The organism is Micromonospora sp. NPDC049060, assembly GCF_040649055.1.
Taxonomy (GTDB): domain Bacteria; phylum Actinomycetota; class Actinomycetes; order Mycobacteriales; family Micromonosporaceae; genus Micromonospora; species Micromonospora reichwaldensis.
On the sequence record NZ_JBEZEV010000039.1, the window covers coordinates 1 to 22370 of the forward strand.

General features: G+C 74.5%; 24 protein-coding genes and 1 tRNA gene. 20 read left to right on the top strand and 5 right to left on the bottom strand.

Going from position 1 to position 22370, the window contains the following annotated elements; genetic code table 11:
* A partial coding sequence (locus AB0B83_RS16275; RefSeq protein WP_357578916.1) for a hypothetical protein occupies positions 1 to 191 on the bottom strand: 191 nt, incomplete at its 3' end.
* 765 nt (positions 192 to 956) lie between these two features.
* Here AB0B83_RS16275 and AB0B83_RS16280 point away from each other — a divergent pair.
* The 10 genes from AB0B83_RS16280 (at position 957) to AB0B83_RS16325 (ending at position 12488) form a co-directional block, all read left to right on the top strand.
* Positions 957 to 1547: a hypothetical protein gene (locus tag AB0B83_RS16280; RefSeq protein WP_357578876.1), complete on the top strand. Its 591-nt coding sequence runs from the start codon at positions 957 to 959 to the stop codon at positions 1545 to 1547.
* A gap of 452 nt (positions 1548 to 1999) precedes the next feature.
* A complete protein-coding gene (gene fdh / locus AB0B83_RS16285) occupies positions 2000 to 5299 on the top strand; it encodes a formate dehydrogenase (RefSeq protein WP_357578877.1) in 3300 nt (1099 codons plus the stop codon).
* Entirely contained in the window at positions 5289 to 6413 is a 1125-nt protein-coding gene (locus tag AB0B83_RS16290; RefSeq protein WP_357578878.1) for a 4Fe-4S dicluster domain-containing protein, read from the top strand. The genes fdh and AB0B83_RS16290 overlap by 11 nt, the downstream gene beginning before the upstream one ends.
* Entirely contained in the window at positions 6410 to 7489 is a 1080-nt protein-coding gene (gene nrfD, locus AB0B83_RS16295; RefSeq protein ID WP_357578879.1) for an NrfD/PsrC family molybdoenzyme membrane anchor subunit, read from the top strand. The genes AB0B83_RS16290 and nrfD overlap by 4 nt, the downstream gene beginning before the upstream one ends.
* Positions 7490 to 7534: 45 nt before the next feature.
* Positions 7535 to 7630, top strand: a tRNA-Sec gene (locus AB0B83_RS16300).
* Positions 7631 to 7649: 19 nt separating this feature from the next.
* Positions 7650 to 8954 (top strand): L-seryl-tRNA(Sec) selenium transferase, encoded by a 1305-nt coding sequence (gene selA, locus AB0B83_RS16305; protein ID WP_357578880.1) that lies wholly within the window; start codon positions 7650 to 7652, stop codon positions 8952 to 8954.
* Positions 8955 to 8957: 3 nt separating this feature from the next.
* Positions 8958 to 10721, top strand: coding sequence for a selenocysteine-specific translation elongation factor (gene selB / locus AB0B83_RS16310; RefSeq protein WP_357578881.1), 1764 nt, complete (start codon positions 8958 to 8960; stop codon positions 10719 to 10721).
* A 40-nt stretch (positions 10722 to 10761) separates the two neighbouring features.
* On the top strand, positions 10762 to 10959 hold the full coding sequence (locus AB0B83_RS16315; protein WP_089000292.1) for a hypothetical protein: 198 nt from the start codon (positions 10762 to 10764) through the stop codon (positions 10957 to 10959).
* Position 10960: 1 nt separating this feature from the next.
* A complete protein-coding gene (locus AB0B83_RS16320) occupies positions 10961 to 12250 on the top strand; it encodes a hemolysin family protein (RefSeq protein ID WP_357578882.1) in 1290 nt (429 codons plus the stop codon).
* Between the two features lie 52 nt (positions 12251 to 12302).
* Entirely contained in the window at positions 12303 to 12488 is a 186-nt protein-coding gene (locus AB0B83_RS16325; protein WP_148710079.1) for a hypothetical protein, read from the top strand.
* 5 nt (positions 12489 to 12493) lie between these two features.
* Here AB0B83_RS16325 and AB0B83_RS16330 read toward each other — a convergent pair whose 3' ends face one another.
* Entirely contained in the window at positions 12494 to 13144 is a 651-nt protein-coding gene (locus AB0B83_RS16330; protein WP_357578883.1) for a hypothetical protein, read from the bottom strand.
* 120 nt (positions 13145 to 13264) lie between these two features.
* On the opposite strand from AB0B83_RS16330, the gene AB0B83_RS16335 reads away from it, so the two are divergent.
* Entirely contained in the window at positions 13265 to 13468 is a 204-nt protein-coding gene (locus AB0B83_RS16335; RefSeq protein ID WP_132237737.1) for a hypothetical protein, read from the top strand.
* Here AB0B83_RS16335 and AB0B83_RS16340 read toward each other — a convergent pair.
* The 3 genes from AB0B83_RS16340 to AB0B83_RS16350 all read right to left on the bottom strand — a co-directional run bounded on the left by AB0B83_RS16340 (position 13465) and on the right by AB0B83_RS16350 (position 15133).
* A complete protein-coding gene (locus tag AB0B83_RS16340; RefSeq protein WP_357578884.1) occupies positions 13465 to 13944 on the bottom strand; it encodes a hypothetical protein in 480 nt (159 codons plus the stop codon). The genes AB0B83_RS16335 and AB0B83_RS16340 overlap by 4 nt on opposite strands.
* Entirely contained in the window at positions 13941 to 14153 is a 213-nt protein-coding gene (locus tag AB0B83_RS16345; protein WP_132237733.1) for a phosphatidylethanolamine-binding protein, read from the bottom strand. The genes AB0B83_RS16340 and AB0B83_RS16345 overlap by 4 nt, the downstream gene beginning before the upstream one ends.
* A gap of 98 nt (positions 14154 to 14251) precedes the next feature.
* Positions 14252 to 15133 (bottom strand): universal stress protein, encoded by an 882-nt coding sequence (locus AB0B83_RS16350; RefSeq protein ID WP_357578885.1) that lies wholly within the window; start codon positions 15131 to 15133, stop codon positions 14252 to 14254.
* Positions 15134 to 15253: 120 nt separating this feature from the next.
* On the opposite strand from AB0B83_RS16350, the gene AB0B83_RS16355 reads away from it, so the two are divergent.
* From AB0B83_RS16355 to AB0B83_RS16395, 9 genes are all read left to right on the top strand, one after another.
* Complete coding sequence (locus tag AB0B83_RS16355; protein ID WP_357578886.1) at positions 15254 to 16003, top strand: SAM-dependent methyltransferase; 750 nt, start codon at positions 15254 to 15256, stop codon at positions 16001 to 16003.
* Positions 16004 to 16319: 316 nt separating this feature from the next.
* On the top strand, positions 16320 to 17498 hold the full coding sequence (locus tag AB0B83_RS16360) for a PP2C family protein-serine/threonine phosphatase (protein WP_357578887.1): 1179 nt from the start codon (positions 16320 to 16322) through the stop codon (positions 17496 to 17498).
* Between the two features lie 53 nt (positions 17499 to 17551).
* Positions 17552 to 18022, top strand: a complete 471-nt coding sequence (locus AB0B83_RS16365; protein ID WP_357578888.1) for a MarR family transcriptional regulator — start codon at positions 17552 to 17554, stop codon at positions 18020 to 18022.
* A 389-nt stretch (positions 18023 to 18411) separates the two neighbouring features.
* The gene (locus AB0B83_RS16370) at positions 18412 to 18978 is read left to right on the top strand and encodes a CDP-alcohol phosphatidyltransferase family protein (protein WP_357578914.1); all 567 of its coding nucleotides are present in this window, start codon (positions 18412 to 18414) and stop codon (positions 18976 to 18978) included.
* Positions 18975 to 19919, top strand: coding sequence for a DUF881 domain-containing protein (locus AB0B83_RS16375; RefSeq protein WP_357578889.1), 945 nt, complete (start codon positions 18975 to 18977; stop codon positions 19917 to 19919). Before AB0B83_RS16370 ends, AB0B83_RS16375 begins: the two co-directional genes overlap by 4 nt.
* Positions 19916 to 20248, top strand: a complete 333-nt coding sequence (locus tag AB0B83_RS16380) for a small basic family protein (RefSeq protein ID WP_089000302.1) — start codon at positions 19916 to 19918, stop codon at positions 20246 to 20248. The genes AB0B83_RS16375 and AB0B83_RS16380 overlap by 4 nt, the downstream gene beginning before the upstream one ends.
* A 10-nt stretch (positions 20249 to 20258) precedes the next feature.
* Complete coding sequence (locus tag AB0B83_RS16385; RefSeq protein WP_357578890.1) at positions 20259 to 21242, top strand: DUF881 domain-containing protein; 984 nt, start codon at positions 20259 to 20261, stop codon at positions 21240 to 21242.
* Between the two features lie 54 nt (positions 21243 to 21296).
* Positions 21297 to 21677, top strand: a complete 381-nt coding sequence (gene gcvH / locus AB0B83_RS16390) for a glycine cleavage system protein GcvH (protein WP_151454622.1) — start codon at positions 21297 to 21299, stop codon at positions 21675 to 21677.
* Positions 21678 to 21890: 213 nt separating this feature from the next.
* Positions 21891 to 22343: an FHA domain-containing protein gene (locus AB0B83_RS16395; protein WP_089000305.1), complete on the top strand. Its 453-nt coding sequence runs from the start codon at positions 21891 to 21893 to the stop codon at positions 22341 to 22343.
* Positions 22344 to 22370 lie beyond the last annotated feature (27 nt).

Here is a 22370-nt window from a genome sequence, read left to right on the forward strand (position 1 = left end):
AGGCCCAGGGCCAGCGACTTCGCGGGGTTGACGAAGGACTCGGCCGTCGGGCGGCAGCGGTCGGCGTCCGCGTCCAGCCGGGCCCACACCCCGTCGGTGCCCACCCTCGCGCCCGTCCGCCGACCTCCCGCACCGGAGATCTTGGCAAGGAACCGCCCCTCCAGGGGCAGTCTTCTACCAAAGATCTCCACCGGACCCGAACCCGAACCCGAACCCGGACCGGGGACCGGGGGTGACCGGTGGACCGAGTGACTGAAATGGCGGAGTGACCCGCTCAACCGGCTCACCCGGGTCCACCCTCGGAGGCGCCGGATGGGCCGGATGCGCGCTGGATGCGCCGGATGAGTCGTTGAGCCCTCGTGAGCCGGGAGCCCGGTGAGCCCTTGGTGAGTCGGGTGACCTGGGAAGCGGGTGAGTCGGTAGCCCGTGGACCCGGGTGTGAACGGTGTCCGGTTTGTGGTGGCTGCCCCGGGCGGCTTGGGCTCGTTGGTCGTCGGTGGGTGGCGTGATGGTGCCGGGTGTGCGGTTTGTGGGTGTGACCGGGGGCATCGTGGGGGCGGAATCGTGGCGGGGGCGGGGTCGTTACACCCTGCGTACGACCGAGCAAGACCCACGCCGCCGAGGTCATGCCGCTCCGACAGATGGCGGGCCCGGGGCCCCGGAATGATGGCGGGCCGGCGGTGGTTACACATGGTCCGGCCGACGCGAGGGCGTCCCCCCGCCCCGCACGACAGTCCGGCCCCCTGTTTCCGGCCCGCACGGGTTCGAACGCCGGCCGGCACGGCCGAGCTGATCTTCCCTCTGAACTTTCCTCCGGCTGATTCGTCGGAGATCCTCTCCAGGTTTCGCTGGAGATTCCCCCGTGAGTTCGTATGAGCGCCGGACGGTGCTTGCACCCGCGTGAAGCCGATCCCCCTTCGGCGTGTGGGTGCCAACCCCCGAATGGAGCGTTTCTGATGAACACGATCATCCGTAAGAGCGTTCTTGGTATTGCTGGTCTCGCGTTCGCCGGTGGCGTGTTCGCCGGTCCCGCGACCGCGCACGCGGCCCCGTCGGTGGAGTCGACCCCGGTGGCGGTTGTGCAGGCCGACAAGCCGTCGGTCGACAAGGCCAAGCTGATTCCGCACGGTGTGCAGGGCGCGCAGTCGCACGTCGACCTGTCCGACGAGCAGGTGGCGAACGTGAAGGCGATCATCGCGGCGACGAAGAAGGCCGGCATGGACGAGCGCGCCGCCGTCGTGTCGATCGCCACCGCGTTGCAGGAGTCGAAGCTGGAGAACCTGGGTCACCTCGGTGACCGCAACGACCACGACTCGCAGGGCCTGTTCCAGCAGCGCCCGTCCAGTGGGTGGGGCACGGTCGAGCAGATCACCGACCCCGAGTACTCGACGACGGCTTTCCTGAAGGGTCTGAAGCAGGTCGACGGGTGGCAGGACATGCCGTTGACGAAGGCCGCGCAGACGGTGCAGGTGTCGGCGTACCCGGACCACTACGCCCAGTGGGAGCAGCAGGCCGCTGACCTGGTCGCCGAGCACTGGAACAGCTGATCACAGACTTTCCACCACAAGGGGATCGCTGGCCGGCACCCGAACACGGGGTGCCGGCCAGCGGCACATCCACCGCCGGTGGAACATCGCAGGCCGTCGGCTGGTTGAATGAGGTGTCGGTGTGTCCAGTGTCCCCGGGCCTCACCTAAATTGCCTTCGCGGAATACCGTCCGGCTGGAGCCGCGTCGCGCCACTCGCCGAGAGGCGACCTGCACACCGACACCGGCGCCGCCCCCGAGCCTCCGGGCCCGGGGGCGGCGCTGTCTTCGCCGCCAGCCGACATCGAGCGGACCGCCGCCAGGACACCGGCCGCGTACGGCCATGGGCGACGCCGCGGGAAGCGGGCGGTGACCGTCGGGGTGGTGATCCGGCGGCACGGGTCGCGGTCCCGGGCGGCCTGGCCTATGTTCATGTTGGCTGTGTCGGACGGGCCGGGAGAGGGGGTGTCGCGCGTGGGCCTGCGGACCTTCATCCAGGGCTGGCCGGTATACCGGCAGCTCACCGGCACCGACCCGCTGGGCCGGGGCGCCGCGGCGCAGTCGGGCCGGTCGGCGGAGCTGACCGCCCGCACCGAGACCGCCGACAGTGTGGCGCGTTCGGTCTGCCCCTACTGCGCGGTGGGCTGCGGCCAACGCGTCTTCGTGCAGGACGGCGTGGTCACCCAGATCGAGGGCGACCCGGACAGCCCGATCTCGCGGGGCCGGCTGTGCCCGAAGGGGTCGGCCAGCAAGAGCCTCGTCACCAGTCCGCTGCGGCAGACGAAGGTCCGCTACCGGCGGCCCTACGCCACCGAGTGGGAGGATCTGGAGCTCGACGTCGCGCTCGACATGATCGCCGACCGGATCCTCGCCGCGCGGGCGGAGACCTGGGAGGACGTGGACGCGCAGGGCCGGCCGCTCAACCGCACGCTGGGCATCTCCAGCCTGGGTGGGGCGACGCTGGACAACGAGGAAAATTACCTCATCAAGAAGCTTTTCACGGCTATGGGGGCGCTCCAGATCGAGAACCAGGCGCGCATTTGACACTCCGCCACCGTCCCCGGTCTGGGGGCCAGCTTCGGTCGCGGTGGCGCGACGGACTTCCAGCAGGACGTCGCCAACGCTGACGTCATCGTCATCCAGGGCTCGAACATGGCCGAGGCCCATCCGGTGGGTTTCCAGTGGGTGATGGAGGCCAAGCGGCGCGGCGCCAAGGTGTTCCACGTCGATCCGCGGTTCACCCGCACCAGCGCGGTGGCCGACACGTACCTGCCGATCCGCGCGGGCTCCGACATCGCGCTGCTCGGTGGCGTGGTGCGCCACATCCTGGAGAACGAGCTGGATTTCCGGGAGTACGTGCTGGCCTACACCAACGCCGCGACGATCGTCAGCGAGCGCTTCGTCGACACCGAGGACGGCGACGGTTTCTTCTCCGGCTTCGACCCGGAGACGGGCAGCTACGTCCAGGACTCCTGGCAGTACGCGGGCCACGAGTCCGACTCCGGCAGCGGGCACACCGCGAAGGAGCGGGACACCGCCGCCGGGCTGCGCCACGAGTCGCACGGCGCCGAGGTGGGCGGGCAGGTGGAGCGGGACGAGACGTTGCAGCACCCGCGCTGCGTCTACCAGATCCTCCGGCGGCACTTCGCCCGTTACACCCCGGAGATGGTGGAGCGGGTCTGCGGCATCCCCCGGGAGAAGTTCCTGGAGCTGGCGCAGGCGTGGACGGCCAACTCGGGCCGGGAGCGCACCGGCGTGCTGATCTACTCCGTGGGGTGGACGCAGCACAGCGTCGGCGTGCAGTACATCCGTACCGGCGCGATCATCCAGCTGTTGCTGGGCAACATGGGCCGCCCCGGCGGGGGCATCCTGGCCCTGCGGGGGCACGCCAGCATCCAGGGCTCCACCGACATCCCGACGCTGTTCAACCTGCTCCCCGGCTACCTGCCGATGCCGCACCACGCCGACCACCCCACCTTCGACGAGTGGGTGGACAGCATCCGCCATCCGGGCCAGAAGGGCTTCTGGGGCAACGCCCGCGCCTACGCGGCGAGCCTGCTCAAGGCGTACTGGGGGGACGCGGCGACGCCGGAGAACGACTTCTGCTACGGGTACCTGCCCCGGATGACCGGCGACCACGGGACGTACCAGCAGGTGCTGAACATGATCGACGGGAAGGTGCGGGGCTACTTCCTGCTCGGCCAGAATCCGGCGGTCGGCTCGGCGCACGGCCGGGCGCAGCGCCTCGGCATGGCGAACCTGGACTGGCTGGTGGTCCGCGACCTGTTCATGATCGAGAGCGCCACGTTCTGGCGGAACAGCCCCGAGGTCGCCACCGGCGAGATCGTGCCGGAGCAGTGCAAGACGGAGGTGTTCTTCCTGCCGGCCGCCTCGCACGTGGAGAAGGAGGGCACCTTCACCCAGACCCAGCGGCTGCTGCAGTGGCGGGAGAAGGCCGTCGAACCGCCGGGCGACGCCTGCTCCGAGTTGTGGTTCTTCTACCACCTCGGCCGCCGGCTGCGGGAGAAGCTGGCCGGCTCCGACCTGCCGCGCGACCGGGCGCTGCTCGACCTGGCCTGGGACTATCCCACGCGCGGTCCGCACGCCGAGCCGAGCGCCGAGGCGGTGCTGCGCGAGATCAACGGGTACGAGGTGGCGACCGGCCGCCCGCTGTCCGCGTTCGCCGAGGCCCGCGACGACGGTTCCACCGCAGTGGGCTGCTGGATCTACTCCGGGGTGTACGCCGACGGCGTCAACCAGGCGGCCCGGCGCAGGTCGCGCCATGAGCAGGACTGGGTGGCCGCCGAGTGGGGCTGGGCGTGGCCGGCGAACCGGCGCACCCTCTACAACCGGGCCTCGGCGGACCCGCAGGGCCGGCCGTGGAGCGAGCGCAAGCGCTACGTCTGGTGGGACGCGGACGCCGGGGAGTGGACCGGCTACGACGTGCCGGACTTCGAGCGGACCAAGCCGCCGACGTACCGGCCGCCGGAGGGCGCGTCCGGCCCGGAGGGGATCGCCGGTGACGACCCGTTCGTCATGCAGGGCGACGGCAAGGGCTGGCTGTACGCGCCCAGCGGCGTGCTGGACGGCCCGCTGCCGACGCACTACGAGCCGGCCGAGTCGCCGGTGCGCAACCCGTTCTACCGGCAGCAGGCCAACCCCACCCGCAAGGTGTACGCGCACCCGGTGAACTCGGTGAACCCGAGCCCGCCGCAGGAGCACAGCCAGGTCTTTCCGTACGTGTTCACGGTCAGCCGGCTCACCGAGCACCACACGGCGGGCGGGATGAGCCGTACGGTGCGGCCCCTGGCGGAGCTGCAACCGGAGATGTTCGTCGAGGTGTCCCCGGAGTTGGCCGCGGAGGTGGGCCTGGCGCACCTGGGCTGGGCGCACCTGATCAGCGGGCGGGCGGTCATCGAGGCGAAGGTGCTGGTCACCGACCGGCTCAGCCCGCTGCGCGTGGACGGCCGGGTGATCCACCAGGTGTGGCTGCCGTACCACTTCGGGTTCGAGGGCCTGGTGACGGGCGACTCGGCCAACGACCTGTTCGGGATCACCCTGGACCCGAACGTGCTGATCCAGGAGAGCAAGATCGGTACCTGTGACGTGCGGCCCGGTCGGCGGCCCACCGGCCCGGCCCTGCTGGACCTGGTGGCCGACTACCAGCGGCGGGCGGGCATCGTTCCCGGCAGCCCGCCCCCGACGCTCACCCCGGGGGCGCTCGCCCCGCCGGAGCCCGCCGACGGCGCCGGGGAGGGCACCGATGCTTCCTGACCCGCACAGCCTGTCCGGGCCGCTGGATCCCGCTCCGGAGGCCGGCTGGACCGACGCGCCGCCCCGGATGGGCTTCTTCACCGACACGAGCGTCTGCATCGGCTGCAAGGCGTGCGAGGTGGCGTGCAAGGAGTGGAACGACGTCCCCGGCTCGGGGCTGGACCTGCTCGGCATGTCGTACGACAACACCGGCGCGCTGACCGCGAACTCGTGGCGGCACGTCGCGTTCGTCGAGCAGCCCCGCCCGGCGGGGCATCGCAGCCCGCCGTTCGCCGGCACGCCGACGGGCGGCTCGGTCAGCGCCTCGTCGGCGGCCGTGGCCGCCGGCGTCGGTAACCCGACCGGCACCGACCCGGGGGTGCCGCCGGGCGCGGCGGACGCGGCCGCGCGGATGGCCGCCGGCACCGGGGCCGGACCGGGAACCGGCGCCGGCACGAGCACGGGCCCCGCCGGCACGAGCACGGCCGGCCGGACCGGCGGGCCGGAGTTCCTGGGGATGCCCGGGGCGCAGCCGCCGGGGCGTGCCGGGGGCGCGGAGGGGCGCACCGACTTCCGCTGGCTGATGATGTCCGACGTCTGCAAGCACTGCACCCACGCGGCCTGCCTCGACGTCTGCCCCACCGGCTCGCTGTTCCGCACCGAGTTCGGCACGGTGGTGGTGCAGGAGGACATCTGCAACGGCTGCGGCTACTGCATCTCCGCCTGCCCCTACGGCGTCATCGACCAGCGCAAGGGCGACGGCCGGGCGTGGAAGTGCACGCTGTGCTACGACCGGATCGGCGCGGGCAACACTCCGGCCTGCGCGCAGGCGTGCCCGACCGAGTCCATCCAGTACGGCCCCCTCGACGAGCTGCGGGAGCGGGCCGCGGCCCGGGTGGCGACGCTGCACGAGCGGGGCGTGCCCGAGGCGCGGCTCTACGGGCACGACCCCGGCGACGGGGTCGGCGGCGACGGCGCGTTCTTCCTGCTGCTCGACGAGCCCGAGGTGTACGGGCTGCCGCCGGACCCGGTGGTCACCACCCGGGACCTGCCGAAGATGTGGAAGCGCGCCGGCCTGGCCGCCCTGGCCATGGCGGCGGCGGCCGTGGCCGCGTTCGTCGGAGGTTCCTCGTGAGCACGGACCGCCCGGTCGGCGACCGGTTCCGCCGCTTCCGCGACCGCCTCGACGAGGACACCCCCGCCACCGGCCCGGTCGGCCCGCCCAGGAACGGCAGGGGCGGGCGCAGGCGGCGCGGCGGCGAGGAGCTGAGGGTCCCGGAGGCCGAGTTCACCTCCTACTACGGCCGGCCGATCCTCAAGGCGCCGGTCTGGAAGTGGGACATCGCCGCGTACCTGTTCACCGGCGGGCTGGCCGCCGGCTCGTCGCTGCTCGCGGCGGGCGGGCAGCTCACCGGCCGTCCCGCGCTGCGCCGCGCCGGTCGGGTCGCCTCGCTGGCGGCGGTCACCGCCAGCACCGTCTTCCTGATCAAGGACCTGGGGCGGCCCGCCCGGTTCCACCACATGCTTCGGGTGGCCAAGCCCACCTCGCCCATGTCCGTGGGCACCTGGATCCTCGGCGCCTTCGGCCCGGCCGCCGGGCTCGCGGCGGTCGCCGAGGGCGCGGCGTGGCTGCCCGAGCGGGGGCTGCCCGGCCTCGCCCGCCGGGTGCTGCCGCCGGTGGGGCACGCCGCCGGGCTGGCCGCCGCGGCGACCGCGCCGGCGCTGGCGACGTACACGGGGGTGCTGCTGGCCGACACGGCCGTGCCGTCGTGGCACGAGGCGTACCCGGAACTGCCTGTCATCTTCGCGGGCAGCGCCCTGGCCAGCGGCGCGGGCGTCGGGCTGATCGCCGCGCCCGCCGCGCAGGCCGGTCCCGCCCGGCGGATGGCGGTGGCGGGCGCGGCCCTGGAGCTGTACGGCGCGCACCGGGTGGAAACCCGGCTCGGGCTGCTCAGCGAGCCCTACCGCACCGGCCGGCCCGGTCGCCTGCTGCGCGCGGGGCGGGCCCTGACCGCTGCGGGGGTGGCCGGCGCGTTGCTGGGTCGGCGCAGCCGCACGCTCTCCGCGCTGTCCGGGGTGGCGCTGCTGGGCGCCTCGGTGGCCACCCGGTTCGGCATCTTCGAGGGCGGCGTGGCCTCAGCGAAGGATCCGAAGTACACGGTGCTGCCGCAGCGGGAGCGCCTCGAGCGGCGGCGCGCCGCCGAGGGCTGACGCCTCCCCGCACACGCCCGCCGGGCCTGTGGTTCACTGCTGCGTGGAGGCGTTCAGGCGGCTGGTGCCCCTCCCGGTCTTCAAAACCGGTGTGGTCCGGGATCCGGGCCAGGCGGGTTCGATTCCCGTCCGTCTCCGCCATGCTGCGGAAGTGGGGATCATGGGGGACGTCGCGGCCGATCCGCGCCGGCGGGTGCCGCGCACCGACGCGCTGCTCGCCGACCCCCGGCTGGCCGCCGCGGCGGGCACCCTGGGGCGGGAGCGGGTCAAGACCGCCGTCCACCGCGCCCAGGAGCGCGCCCGCCGGGGCGAGATCACCCCCGAGGCGGTACGCGACGCCGCGCTGGCCGCCCTGCCGGCGCCGGCGCCCCGGGCGGTGCTCAACGCCACCGGAGTGGTGCTGCACACCAACCTGGGTCGCGCCGCGTTGTCGCCCGCCGCCGTGGCGGCGGTCGTCGCCGCCAGCGGGCACACCGACGTCGAGTTGGACCTGGGCACCGGGCGGCGGGCCCGGCGTGGGCGCGACGCCCTCGACGCCCTCGCGGCGGCGGTGCCGGACGCGGGCGCGGTGCACGTGGTCAACAACGGCGCCGCCGCGCTGGTGCTCGCCGCGACCGCGCTGGCCGCCGACGCCGAGATCGTCGTCAGCCGGGGCGAGCTGGTGGAGATCGGCGACGGGTTCCGCCTGCCCGACCTGCTGGAGAGCACCGGCGCCCGGCTGCGCGAGGTCGGCACCACCAACCGCAGCACGCTCGACGACTACGCCGCCGCGATCGGTCCCCGGACCGGCTTCGTGCTCAAGGTGCACCCGTCGAACTTCCAGGTCACCGGCTTCACCTCCGCCGTGCCCGTACGCGCGCTGGCCACCCTCGGCGTCCCCGTGGTCGCCGACATCGGCTCGGGGCTGCTCGCGCCCGACCCGCTGCTGCCCGCCGAGCCGGACGCCGCCAGCACCCTGCGGGCCGGGGCGGCGCTGGTCACCGCCAGCGGCGACAAGCTGCTCGGCGGCCCGCAGGCCGGGCTGCTGCTCGGTGCCGCCGACCTGGTCGAGCGGCTGCGCCGGCACCCCCTCGCTCGGGCGTTGCGGGTGGACAAGCTGACCCTCGCCGCGCTCGCCGCCACCCTCGGCGATCCGGCGACCCCCACCCGGGCCGCGCTGCACGCCGACCCGGGCGCGCTGCGGGCGCGCACCGAGCGGCTGTGCGCCGCGCTCGCCGCCGACGGGTGCGACGCGCAGGTGGTGCCCGCCGGGGCGGTCGTCGGCGGCGGTGGCGCCCCCGGCGTCGAGCTGCCCTCCTGGGCCCTCGCCCTGCCCGAGCGGTACGCGTCTCCGTTGCGCCTCGGCGACCCGCCGGTGCTGGGCCGGGTGGTACGCGGGCGGCTGCTGCTCGACCTGCGCTGCGTGCCCGCCGACGCCGACGCGGCGCTGCGCGCCGCCGTGCTGCGCGTGCCCGGGGAGGGCTGAGGCGTGTTCGTGGTGGCCACCGCCGGGCACGTCGACCACGGCAAGTCGACACTGGTCCGGGCCCTGACCGGGATGGAACCCGACCGGTGGGCCGAGGAACGCCGCCGGGGCATGACCATCGACCTCGGCTTCGCCTGGAGCACGCTGCCCTCGGGCGTGACGGTGGCGTTCGTCGACGTGCCGGGGCACGAGCGGTTCGTGCCGAACATGCTCGCCGGCGTCGGCCCGGCGCCCGCCGCGCTGGTCGTCGTCGCCGCCGACGAGGGCTGGATGCCGCAGTCGGCCGAGCACCTGGCGGCACTGGACGCGCTCGGGGTGTCGTACGGCCTGCTGGTGGTGACCCGCGCGGACCTGGCGGATCCGGGGCCGGCGACGGCCCGCGCCCGGGCGGAGCTGGCCGCCACCTCCCTCGGCGCGGTCGACGCGGTGGCGGTGAGCGCGGTGACCGGCGCCGGCCTGCCGCAGCTGCGCGCGGCGCTGGACCGGCTCGCCGCCCGGCTGCCCGCCCCGCGGGCCGACGCCCCGGTGCGGCTGTGGGTGGACCGCGCCTTCACCGTCCGCGGCGCCGGCACGGTGGTGACCGGCACGCTCGGCGCCGGTCGGCTGCGGGTGGGCGACGAGCTGGAGCTGGCCGGCAGCGCGGAGGCGGTGCGGGTACGCGGCCTGCACTCCCTCGGCGTGGCCCGGCCCGAGGTCGGCCCGGTCGCCCGGGTGGCGGTGAACCTGCGCGGCACGCCCCGGGACCGGCTGGGGCGCGGCGACGCGCTGCTCACCCCCGGCCGGTTCCACCGCACGGACCTGCTGGACGTGCGGCTGGCCGGCGACCCGAGCGGGGAGCTGCCGGCCACCCTGACCCTGCACATCGGCGCGGCGGCCGTGCCGGCCCGGGTCCGGCCGCTCGGCCCGGACACGGCCCGGCTGCGGCTGGCCCGGCCGTTGCCGCTGCTGGTCGGCGACCGGGCGCTGCTGCGCGACCCGGGCCGGCACCACGTCGCGGGCGGGGTGACCGTGCTGGACGTGGCTCCGCCGCCGCTGACCCGCCGGGGCGCGGCGGTCGCCCGCGCGGCCGTGCTGGCGACGGTGGACGGCCGCCCCGAGCTGGCCGGCGAGCTGCGCCGGCGGCGGCTGGCCCGGGCCGCCGACCTGATCCGCATGGGCGTCGAGGTCACCGGGCGGCCGGTCGCCGGCGACTGGCTGGCCGACCCGGAGCACTGGCGGGGCCTCGGCGCCCGGCTGGTCGAGGAGGTCGCCCGGCACGCCCGGGAGCACCCGCTGGAGGCGGGCGCGCCGGTCGAGCTGCTGCGCCAGCGTATGGACCTGCCCGAGCGGGTGCTGGTCGAGGCGCTGGTCCGGCCGCCGCTGCGGCTGCGCGCCGGCCGGGTCACCGCGTCGGCGGTCGACGCGCTGCCGGAACCGGTGGCCCGGGCCGTGGCCCGGGTCCGCGCCGAGTACGCCGACCGCCCGTTCCGTGCCCCCGAGGCCGAGCACCTCGCCGACCTGGGGCTGGGTCCCCGGGAGATCGGCGCGGCTGTCCGCGCGGGGGCGCTGCTGCGGCTCGCCGAGAACGTGGTGCTGCTGCCCGGCGCGGCCGAGGACGCCGTGCTGGTGCTGGCCGGGCTGCCCCAGCCGTTCACGCTCAGCGCCGCGCGGCGGGCGTTGGACACCACCCGCCGGGTCGCGGTGCCGCTGCTGGAGCTGCTGGACCGTCGCGGCGCCACCCGCCGGCTGCCCGACGACGCGCGGGTCGTGGTGACGGCCCGCTCCTGAAGCCGCCCCGGCGGGGCCGGCGGTCGCCTAGCGTGGCGCCATGGACCCTTCCGCGGTCTGGCGGGACCGGCAGCACAAGTGGCGGATCGAGGCGTACCGGGCGCCGGACCTGCGTTTCGCGATCTTCGCCACCAATGGCACCACCGAGTCCGCGCCGCTGTGGCTGTTCGGGATGTCGGCGCTGGCCCGGTGGCTGATGACGCACAAGATCTCCCTCGACGACCTGGAGGTCGACTGACATGGGGGCGCAGCTCGGTCAGCTCGCGCTGGTGGCGGTGCTGGTGCTGGTCAACGCGGCCCTGTCGGGCAGCGAGATGGCGCTGGTGACGCTGCGCGAGGGGCAGGTGCGGCAGTTGGGCCGGCGCAGCCGGTCCGGTGAGCGGCTGGCCCGGCTGGTTCGCGACCCCAACCGGTATCTGGCGACCATCCAGCTCGGCATCACCCTGGCCGGGTTCCTCGCCTCCGCCGCCGCCGCGGTGTCCCTGTCCGAGCCGCTGGTCGGGCCGCTGGGCTTCCTGGGCGGGGCCGCGCGCGGGGCGGCGATCGTCCTGGTCACCGTGCTGCTGACGTTCGTCACCCTGGTCGTCGGCGAACTGGCCCCCAAGCGGCTGGCGATGCAGCGCGCGGAACGCTGGGGGCTGGTCAGCGCCGGGCCGCTGGACCTGCTGGCCCGGCTGTCGCGGCCGGCGGTCTGGCTGCTCAGCAAGGCCACCGACGTGGTGGTGCGGCTCGCCGGCGGGGACCCGCGCGCCAGCCGTACGGAGATGACCGAGGACGAGCTGCGGGAGATCCTGGTCAGCCAGCGGGGCCTGTCGGCACAGCAGCGGGAGATCCTCACCGGCGCGTTCGACATCGCCGGCCGGACGCTGCGGGACATCCTGGTGCCCCGGCTGGACGTGACGATGCTGCCCGAGACGATGCCCGCGGCCGACGGGCTGCGCCGGCTCGCCGCCGCCGGCCGCTCCCGCGCCCCGGTCGTCGGGCCGGGTGGGCTCGACGCGGTGCGGGGCGTGGTGCACATCCGCGAACTCGTCGGGGCGGAGGCGGCGACGGTCGCCGACCGGGCCCGTCCGCCGCTGCTGCTGCCCGGCACCCTGCCCGTCGCCGACGCGCTGCGCGAGCTGCGGCTGTGCCACCAGCAGCTCGCCCTCGTCGTCGACGAGCACGGCGGGGTCGACGGCATGATCACCATGGAGGACCTGCTGGCGGAGGTCGTCGGGGAGCTGTACGACGAGACCGACCGGGACGTGACCGGGGTGACCCGGGAACCGGACGGCTCGCTGCTGATGCCCGGCGACTTTCCGCTGCACGACCTGGCCGACGTCGGCGTACGCCTGCACTTCCGCCCGTCGCGGGAGTACACGACGGTGGCCGGGCTGGTGCTGGCCGGGCTGGGGCACCTGCCGAGCGGACCGGGGGAGACGGTGCACCTGCCGGGGCTGACCGTCGAGGTGGTGGAGGTGGCCGGCCGCACGATCCGCCGGGTCCGGCTGCGCGGCTTCTCCGCCGGCCCCGACCCGGTCGGGTGACGGCGGCGGGAACCGCCACGAACGGCGTGGATCAGGACGTACCGTCCGGTGCGTGAAGGACCGAGGGATGCGGACGTTCGTCACCGTGCTGGCCGGGCTCGCGGTGATCTACTTCGGCACCACCGGCCGCAGCGAGGAGGACGGCCGGGGCGTCTCCGGCGGCCTCGTCGTGCTCGCGCTGCTGGCGGCGCTGCTGGTGTGGCACCTGACGAAGCCGGGCGACAAGACGGCCAAGTAGCCCGCTCACGCGGCGGCGGCGCGGGTGACCTCCCCGGCGGACTCCTCGCCGAGGGCCACCCGGACCAGCGCCGAGGCGAGCCGGCCGAAGTCGCCCGGGGCGACCAGCCCGGCCAGCCGGTCCGCCGAGCCGGGCAGGCCGAGGCGTTTCGCGCCGGCCAGGGCCCGCCGGTCGGCGTACGGGCGCAGGTCGGCCCAGGCCACCTGCGCCTCGCGCAGGAAGATGTCGGCGCCGGTGGGGCCGATGCCGGGGAACTCGGTCAGCAGCCGGCGCAGCCCGGCCGGTTCACCGCCGGCGTCGCGGTGCAGCCGGCGCAGGTCGCCCCGCCAGCGGTCCAGGCACAGCCGTGCCCCCGTGCCGAGCATCGTCGAGGTCCGCTCGTCGTAGCGGCGGTAGTGGCCCCGGCCCAGCGCGTCGACCCGGTCCTGCCAGCTCGCCGCCTCCATCCGCTGCGGGGTCCGGTAGCCGGCGGCGAAGAGTTCGCGGGCGGCCGACACGGCCACCCCGGCCCGGATCCGGGTGCTCAGCAGGGTGGCGAGCACCAGCAGCTGGTAGAGCGGGGCGGGCCGGTCGGCGAGCGTGATGCCCGCCTCCTCGGCGTACGTGCGGCCGCGCCGCTCCAGCAGGACCCGCGCCACCTTCCGGTCGTCGCCCATCCTCGGCGTGTACCCGCCCTGCGCCCGGCCACCCCTGCGACCGTCCGCCCCGGCGGGTATGCGGCCGGGGCGGACGGGTAACCGACGTCGGACACGGCCGGATCCCGGAAGGAGAAACCCGTGGTGAACCCGCAGCAGGAGGAGTTCCGCCGCAACAACAAGGGCGCCACCAGCCAGGACAGCAAGGGCCCCAACCCCGCCGGGCACCCGCGCAACCGCGGCTCGTCGCACGGCGACGAGGGGCGCCCGGTGCCCCGGGGGCAGGTGTCGCCGTACGGCCCGGCCACGGAGCCGGTCGCCGACGACGAGAGCGCCCGGGGCTAGCAGCTCCGGCCCGCGACGGGCGGCCGCAGCCGGTTCCAGGTGGCTGCGGCCGCCACGCCGTACGCGAGGTGCGGCACGAGGTCGGCCAGCCAGTCCGACCGGCGCCACGTGCGCGGATCGGTCACGCCCAGCACGGTCATCGACCCGTCGGACATCGTCATGACGGTGCCGCCGAGCACCCCGGCGGCCAGCGGCAGCGGCATCCGGCGGCCCCGGGCGAGCAGGGCGTACCCGACGCCCGCCGCCACGCCGATGCCGTAGCCGAGCAGGGGCCCGAGGCCCGAGCGGCGGTTGGCCGCCCGATCCTCGGGCCCCAGGTCGACGTGTGCCACCTGGGCCACCCGCCCGGCGGTCTCCTCCGGGGTGCTGCTCGCGGGCCGCGCCCGCAGCACCATGTCGAGGTAGCTGACCATGTTCAGGGCGGCGCTGCCGACGGCGCCGGCGATCGCCCCGTCGGCCAGGTTCGTCGCCCTCACCTCGGGTCGCCCGGTTCGCGCTCGCCCTTGGGGCCGTAGACCCGCTCGCCGCGGACGACCCCCCGCTGTCCCCGGTCGGACTGCAGGATCCGGTTGGCCACGTCGTTGGCCTTGTCGTCCGGCACCCGTCGTCCCGAATCGTCGATCGCGTTCCGGATGCGTGCCCGCTGCTTGTCGTACGCGTTGCTGCCCGGCCGTGGTCCTGGCATCACTGCCTCCTCCGGTCGTCGTCGCCGTTGGCGTACCGCGCTCGTCTACCCGCCTGCGCGGGGGCCAACCCCGCGACCGGTCCGGCGTGGTGCCCGGCTCAGCGCGGCGCGCGGACCACCGCGACCGGGCAGTCGGCGTGGTGCAGCAGCGACTGGCTGACCGAGCCCAGCAGCAGCCCTGTCAGCTCGCCGCGTCCCTGCCGGCCGACCACCAGCAGCTGGGCCCGCCGGGACGCCTCGGCGAGCACGGTGGTGGGGCGGCCCCGCGTCGTCTCCCGGCCGACCGGCACGTCCGGCCACCGCTGGGTGAGCCCCGCCATCGACTCGGCGACCACCCGCTCCTCCTCGGAACGCAGCTCGGCGTCGTCGTACACCAGTGGTCGCATGTCCCCGGGGCCGGTGGAGGTCGGATGCCGGTAGGCGTGCAACGCGACCACCGCCGCGCCGCGCACCGACGCCTCCTCCATGGCGAACTCCGCGGCCAGCCGGGCCGTCTCGGAGCCGTCCACGCCGACGACGACGGCCCCGTCGGGGTGGTCGGTGCCCCGGGCGACCAGCACGGGACAGTCGGCGTACGCGGCGACCTGCACCGCGACGGACCCCACCACCAGGGCGGAGAAGCCGCCGAGCCCCCGGTCGCCGAGCACGATCATCGCGGCGGCCAGCGACTCGCCGAGCAGCACCGCGGCGGCCTCGCCGTCGATGATCTCGCCGGAGATCCGCAACCCGGGCACCGTCGCCTCGGCCTCGTCCGTGGCGGCGGCGACGACCTGCTCCGCCTGGTGCCGCAGGCCGGCGCCGGGTGGGCCGGCGGCGGGGGCCTCGACCGGCACGCGCAGCAGGGGCCAGATGAAGGCGTGCACGATCCGCAGTGGCCGGTGCCGGCGGGCCGCCTCGACGGCGGCGAGCCGCACGGCGCGCAGCGACGAGTCCGAGCCGTCCACGCCGACGACCACCGCCGCGCCGTTCGCCGAGTTCACCCGCCCACCTCCCGCCGCTTCCCGGCCAGTATCGCGGCCGGGAACCCGTCGGCGGGCCGATACCGCGCAGGCCGACCGGTGGGTACGCTGTCCACGCCCACCGGGGAGGGAGCGTCGTCGATGGTTGAGCCGGACCAGCCGAGCACCGCGCGGATGATCGATTTCTGGCTCGGCGGGGAGCACCACTTCCCGGTCGACGTGGCGGCCGCCCGCGACTTCGAGCAGGCGTACGGGCCGTGCGAGCCGGTCTTCCGCGAGCTGCGCGCGTTTCTCGGCCGGGCGGTCCGGGCGATGGCCGCGCGGGGGGTCGACAGCTTCCTCGTCTTCGGCGCCGGGGTGCCCACCATGGGCAACGTGCACGAGGTCGCCCCGGACGCCACCGTCCTCTACACCGACGTCGACCCGGTCACCATCCGCCTCGGCCAGCGCCTGCTGGCCGGCAGCGACCGGGCCGGCTACGGCTACGGCGACGCCACCGACATCGGCACGGTCGACCGCGCCCAGCTGCACCGGTTCGTGCCGGGGTGGGGGAGGAGACCGGTCGGCGTGGTCTTCCTCGGTCTGGCCGCGTTCCTCGACGACGAGACGCTGGCCCGCACCCTCGACGAGCTCTCCGAGGCCACCGTGCCGGGCAGCCTGCTCGCCGTCGACTTCGACACGGAGGAACTGGCCGGCTTCCCGGCGGCCCTCGCGATGATGGGCCCGGCGTTCCGGATGCGCCCGCCGGCCGCGTTCGTGCCGCTGCTGGGCCGCTGGACGCCCACCGGGGACGGCATCGTCCCGATCGCCCGGTGGCGGCCGGACGGCCCGCCCGCGCAGGTGCCCGACGCCTTCCACGGCGGGGTCGCCGTCCACTCCCCGGCGTGCTGACGCCTTCGGACGGCGAGGTACGCGTGTGCGGCCTGCCGTCCTGACCGGCCGTCACCGCGGCACCCGGGTCGCCGCCTGGACACCGGTCGCCTGAACACCGGTCGTCGCCCGCCGCCGCAGCAACCTGGCCGTCGTGGGTGCGTGCGGCTGCCCCCGCAGCACCCGCCGGCCGAGGCGACGTGGGCGCCGGGCGCCGGGTGCTGCCCGCGTGCGAGGGGCGCGGCGGCGGGTACCCGCTGTGTGCCCGCCCGCCCGGAGGGTGGGGGAGAGGGCTCCGTATGATGCTTGCCCTACGGCAAGCTTCCGGAGGATGATCATGTTGGAGGCACCGGGCCAGGTCTCGCGTGCGCTTCGTGCGGCCCCGCCCGACCAGGTGGTGGAGGCGGCGGACCAGGCTATCCGGTCCGCCCTGGGCGCCTCGCGAACGGATGTGTTCATCGCCGACTACCGGATCACCGGGCTCTGGCCGGTGCTCGACGCGGACCTCTCCGGCGGCGGCTTCCTCGCCTGCCACGACGCGGCGCAGCGCTGCTTCAGCAGCCAGCAGCCGATGACCGACACCGACGACGAGGGCCGGTGCCGGCTCTACCTGCCGCTGTCGGTGTGGGGGGAGCGGCTGGGCGTGCTGCTGGTCGAGCTGCCCGACCAGCCCGAACCGGACGTCGTCGAGCGGGCCGCGGACATCGCCGGCGAGCTGGCCGTCGTGCTGCGCGCGGCGGACCGGGAGACCGACCGGTACCGCCGGGTCCGCCGGCGGGAGCGACTCAGCATGGCCGCCGAGATGCAGTGGGAACTGCTGCCGGGACGCGGCGTGAGCCACGCGGCGTTCGAACTCGCCGGCCAGCTGGAACCGGCGTACACGGTCGGCGGGGACCACTTCGACTGGTCCGTGGACGACGACCGGCTCACCGTGACGGTGCTCAACGGCGCCGGCATCGGGCTGTCGGCGTCGCTGCTGACCGCCGTCACCGTGAACGCGCTGCGCAACGCCCGGCGCTCCGGAGGCAGCCTCGTCGAGCAGGCCGAGCTGGCCTCCGACACGGTCTTCTACCAGCACCGCGGTCGCCGGTACGTGGCCACGCTGCTCCTCGAACTGGACACCGTCACCGGCCGGGTGCGGGCGGTGGACGCCGGCTCCCCGCACCTGCTGCGGGTGCGCGGCGGCACGGTGACGCCCATCGACCTGGAGCAGCAGCTGCCGCTGGGCATGTTCGCCGAGGCCCGCTACGACGTCCAGGAGTTCGCGCTGGAACCGGGGGACCGGCTGTTCGTGGTCAGCGACGGGGTGTGGGCCGCCGACCCCGGTGACCGCGGCGCGTACGGCGAGCGGACGATGGCGCGGGCGATGCGGTCCACGCGGCTGCAACCGCCGGCGGAGGCAGTTGGTACGGTGATGCGCGAACTACACGCCTGGCACGCGGACGCCGATTTGCGCGACGACGCGGTCGTCGTCTGCCTGGACTGGCGTGGTTCCGCCGGGCGGGGCGACGGGTGAGAGCCGTCGTCGCACCGGCAGGGCACGAGCGGGACGATCGCAGGGGACACCGGGTGGAGCGACCTCCGAATCTCGCCGCGGCGATCGACGCTGCCGCCGAGGCGCTCGTCGGTGTGCTCGACTCGGCGGTGCCCCGGCACCAGATGGCCGTCTCTCCGACGCAGCTGCGCGTGCTGTCGCTGATCAGCGGCCGGCCGGAGACCAACGTCAACGGCCTGGCCGAGTTGCTGGACGTCGTGCCGTCCTCGGCGAGCCGGCTCTGCGACCGGTTGGAGGCCACCGGGCTGCTGCGCCGGGTGCCCGATCCCCGGGACCGGCGGGAGGTGCGGCTGATGCCGACGGCCGCCGCCGAGGCGCTGCTGCGTGAGCTGCAGGAGCGCCGGCACCGGGCGGTGCAGGCCGTGCTGGACCGGATGCCCGGTCGGGCGCAGCACGAGCTGCTGCTGGCGTTGATGGCGTTCGAACGCGCGGCCACCGCCACCCCGACCGAGTCGCCGGCGGACTCCCAGGCCCGCACCGCCTGACGGTCTCCCGCCGTACGCGCCCTCCCCACCTTCTCCACTAGTGTCCTAGGATGCCTTACGGGTGGTGACGCAGCACACCCGACGACACCGTCGTCGACGGGCCCGGCTGCCTGAGGCCGGAGGAGGCGCCGAGGGCCCGATATAGTGGCAGCGCAACCGGCCCGTGATCGTCACGATCGCGGGCCGATGTCAGGCGAAGGTCCCGTATACGGGGGACCGCAGGGGACGCCGGCGGCAGCCGGCCCGACAGCGCCCACGTTCTCCGCGCCGCCGGTCCTCGGCCGGGCGGCGGAGCGTGCCGCGGAGGAGGTTCGGTGTCGCGTCCGCCGGCTCGGGAAGAGCACCCGGGGGCCACCGCCGGCACGAGCGGATCGGCCGTCGGCGACCGGATCCTCACGCTGCCGAACGTCATCAGCTTCGTCCGGTTGCTCGGCGTGCCGCTCTTCCTCTACCTGCTGCTCGTCGCGCACGCCGACGTGGCCGCAGTCGTGGTGCTGGCCATCGGCGGCACCACGGACTGGGTGGACGGCTGGGTCGCGCGCCGGATGCGCCAGGTCAGCCGGCTCGGTGAGCTGCTCGACCCGCTCGCCGACCGGCTCTACATCCTCGCCACCCTGCTCGGGTTCACCGCCCGCGACGTGGTGCCCTGGCAGTTCACCGCGGCGCTGCTGGCCCGGGAGTTGCTCCTGCTCGGTTCGCTGGCGGTACTGCGCCGGCACGGGTACGGCCCGCCGCCGGTGCACTACGTGGGCAAGACCGCGACCTTCCTCTTGCTGGCCGCCTTCCCGGTCCTGCTGCTCGCCGCGGCGGTGCCGGGTGCGGCGACCGTCGCCGGGGCGATCGGCTGGGGCCTGGCCTGGTGGGGCCTGGTCCTCTACTGGGTGGCCGGCGCGCTCTACGTCGTGCAGGCCGGCCGGCTGGTCAGGGCGGTTCGGGCCGGGGGAGCGCCGGCATGACGGGCACGCCGGGCGACGGCCCGGGCCGCGGCGACCGGGTGTACGCTCCGGACTTCCTCACCGAGCTGTTCCGTAATCCGCTGGATCCCGGCTACGCCGACGCGGCGGCCCGGCGTCAGGAGCGGCAGACGCCGTCGCCGAGGTGGCGGCGGTGGTCGGCGCGTTCCGTCACCGTGGTGGTGGCGCTGCTGCTGGGTTTCCTGTTCGCGGTGGCGTACCGGCAGACGCTGGAGGCCGAGCCGGGGCGCAGTCAGGCCCGGTCCGGCCTGGTCGAGCAGATCAAGCAGCGGGAGACCGAGACGGACCGGTTGTCGGTGCGGGCCGACGAGCTGCGGGCGGAGGTGGCGCGGCAGCGGGCGGCGGCGCTGGGTGGCTCGGAGGCGGCGCGGTTGCACAACCTGGAGGCGGGCACCGGCCTGGGGCGGGTGCGCGGTGACGGCGTGGTGGTGCGCCTGGCGGACGCGCCGCAGAACCAGGACGCGGTGACGGGCGCGGACGTGGGGCCGTCCCGGGTGATCTACAGCGATCTGCAGGGTGTGGCCAACGACCTGTGGGCGGCGGGGGCTGAGGCGATCGCGATCAACGGTCAGCGGTTGACGGCGATGTCGACGATCCGTTCGGCGGGGCAGGCGATCCTGGTGGACTTCCGGCCGGTGACGGGCCCGTACGAGGTGTCGGCGATCGGTCCGGGGTCGATGCGGGACCGGTACGAGGACAGCCGCAGCGCGTTGACGATGCGGAAGGTGGCCGAGGACACCGGGTTGTCGTTCGGGGTGCGCGAGGCGGAGGACCTCACCCTGCCGGCCGCTCCGGACCCGCGGCTACGCTACGCGCAGCCCTCGGTGAGCCCGACGCCGTCGCCGTCGGGGGCCGACCGTTCCGTCAGTCCTGGGCCGACCGGTTCGAGGACGTCTCCCAGCCCTTCCGGAGGTGGTCGATGATCGCGGTGCTGGCGTTGCTCGCCGGTGTGGTCCTCGGTGTGTGGCTCGACCCCACGGTTCCCACGGCGTTGCAGCCGTACCTGCCGATCGCGGTGGTGGCCGCGTTGGACGCGGTGTTCGGCGGGGTGCGGGCGAAGCTCGACCGGATCTTCGACGACAAGCAGTTCGTGGTGTCGTTCATTTCGAACGTGCTGGTGGCGGGTCTGATCGTGTATCTGGGTGACCAGTTGGGGGTGGGCGGTCAGCTTTCCACCGGCGTGGTGGTCGTGCTCGGGGTGCGCATCTTCGGGAATGTGGCGGCGATCCGTCGGCACCTGTTCCGGGCGTAGGTTGGTGGCGATGAGCAGCGACGAGCACACCGAGACGGGCACGGGTTGGCCGCAGCCGGCGGGTCCGGGGCGGCCGTCGGGTCCGGCGGGGGCGCCCGATCCGCGGCCGGACGCGCCGGATCCGGACGAGTTGAGCCCGTTGGCGCCGGAGCGGTCCGCGCCGCCGGTGGAGCCGCCCGTGCAGGAGCCGGCGGTGGTGGAGCCCGACGACGGCGCGACGGTGGAGTTGAGCCGGGCTGCCGCCGGTGCCACCCCGTCCGCGCCGGCGGTGGCGGCCGGGGATGGCGGGACGCCGCGGCGGCGGGTGAGTTCGGCCGGGGTGATGATCGCGGCGCTGTTGGCGTTGCTGGGGTTCACCCTGGTGGTGCAGTTCAAGTCGACGTCGACGGATCCGACGGTGGCGGCGACGCGGCAGGAGGATCTGGTGCGGATCCTGTACGACCTGAACTCGCGGGAGGTCCGGCTGCGGCAGGACATCGCGACGCTGGAGGAGAGTCAGCGGCAGTTGCGTTCGGGTCAGCAGGGGCGGCAGGCGGCGTTGGAGGAGGCGACGCGGCGGGCCGACGAGTTGGGGATCCTGGCGGGGACGTTGCCGGCGACGGGGCCGGGGTTGTCGGTGCGGTTCGAGGCGGGTGAGAAGCCGATCTCGGCGTCGCGGGTGTTGGACGCGGTGCAGGAGTTGCGGGGCGCGGGCGCGGAGGCGATGCAGATCTCCGGTGGTGACCGGGCGACGGTGCGGATCATCGCGTCGACGTTCTTCCTGGACGGGGAGGGCGGGTCGTTGGTGGTGGACGGGCGTCGGTTGACGGGTCCGTTCACGATCACGGTGATCGGTGATCCGGCGACGATGCGTACGGCCTTGAACATTCCCGGCGGGGTGGTGGCGTCGGTGACGGGTGACGGCGGTAAGTTGATCGTCGAGGATCGTGAGGCTGCCGAGGTTTCGGCGCTGCACGCGCCGATCAAGCTGGAACACGCCCGTCCGGTCTCCTGACCGGCGCGGCCCGCACCGGGTTTCCGGTGCGCCGATGGATGAAGGACGCGTCTGGTGATTCCTGAGGATCTGCGGTATACCGCCGAGCACGAGTGGGTGGCGGGTGACGGCGGCGGCACTGTCCGGGTCGGCATCACGCACTTCGCGCAGGACGCCCTGGGTGACATCGTGTATGTCCAGCTGCCCGATGCGGGTGTGGTGGTGGCGGCCGGTGAGTCGTTGGGTGAGATCGAGTCGACGAAGAGCGTGTCGGAGATCTACGCCCCGCTCAGCGGTACGGTGGCGGCGCGCAACGAGGCGCTCGGCGACACCCCTGAGGTGATCAACACTGATCCGTACGGTGCGGGTTGGTTGTTGGAGATCACCCCGGACGATCCGGCGGCGGTCGATGGTCTGCTGTCCGCGGACGCGTATCGTGAGCTCACCGAGAGCTGAGTGCGTCCCCTTCGGGCGTGGCGGGTGTTCCGCGCGTCCGGTTGCCCTGCATTTCGGCGCTGGCTAGGCTCGCCCAGTCGACCGAGAACCAATAGTTCAGCGTTGCGGAATTGCCTTTCCGGGCACGGGGAGCCAGCCGCCGGGTGTTGCACTGCCCGGCGGCCAGACCCGCCATTACCCGACGCCGACCGAACAGATCCGTGAGGTGGTCCCATGACGCGCCCAGACGACGAGTTCCCCCCACTCGACGTCACTTCGACGCTCAATCTCGGTTCGCTCGACGAAGTGCTGGAGGGGCCGGACACCGATGTGGTGCCGAGCCGGATGTCCGGTTCGTTGCCGCCGGGTATGGCGCTGCTGGTGGTTCGCCGGGGTCCGAATGCGGGTGCCCGGTTCCTGCTGGATCACGATGTGACGACCAGTGGCCGTCACCCGGACAGTGACATCTTCCTCGACGACGTGACGGTGTCGCGGCGGCACGCCGAGTTCCACCGTGACGGTGGGACGTTCACGGTGCGGGACGTGGGGAGCCTGAACGGCACGTACGTGAACCGGGAGCGGGTCGAGGCGGCCACGTTGAGCAATGGTGACGAGGTGCAGATCGGCAAGTTCCGGGTGGTGTTCATCGCCGGTCCGCGTCCCGAGGAGGGGGCCGGCCGGGGGTGAACGAGCCTGCGGCCTCCACGCCGCCCG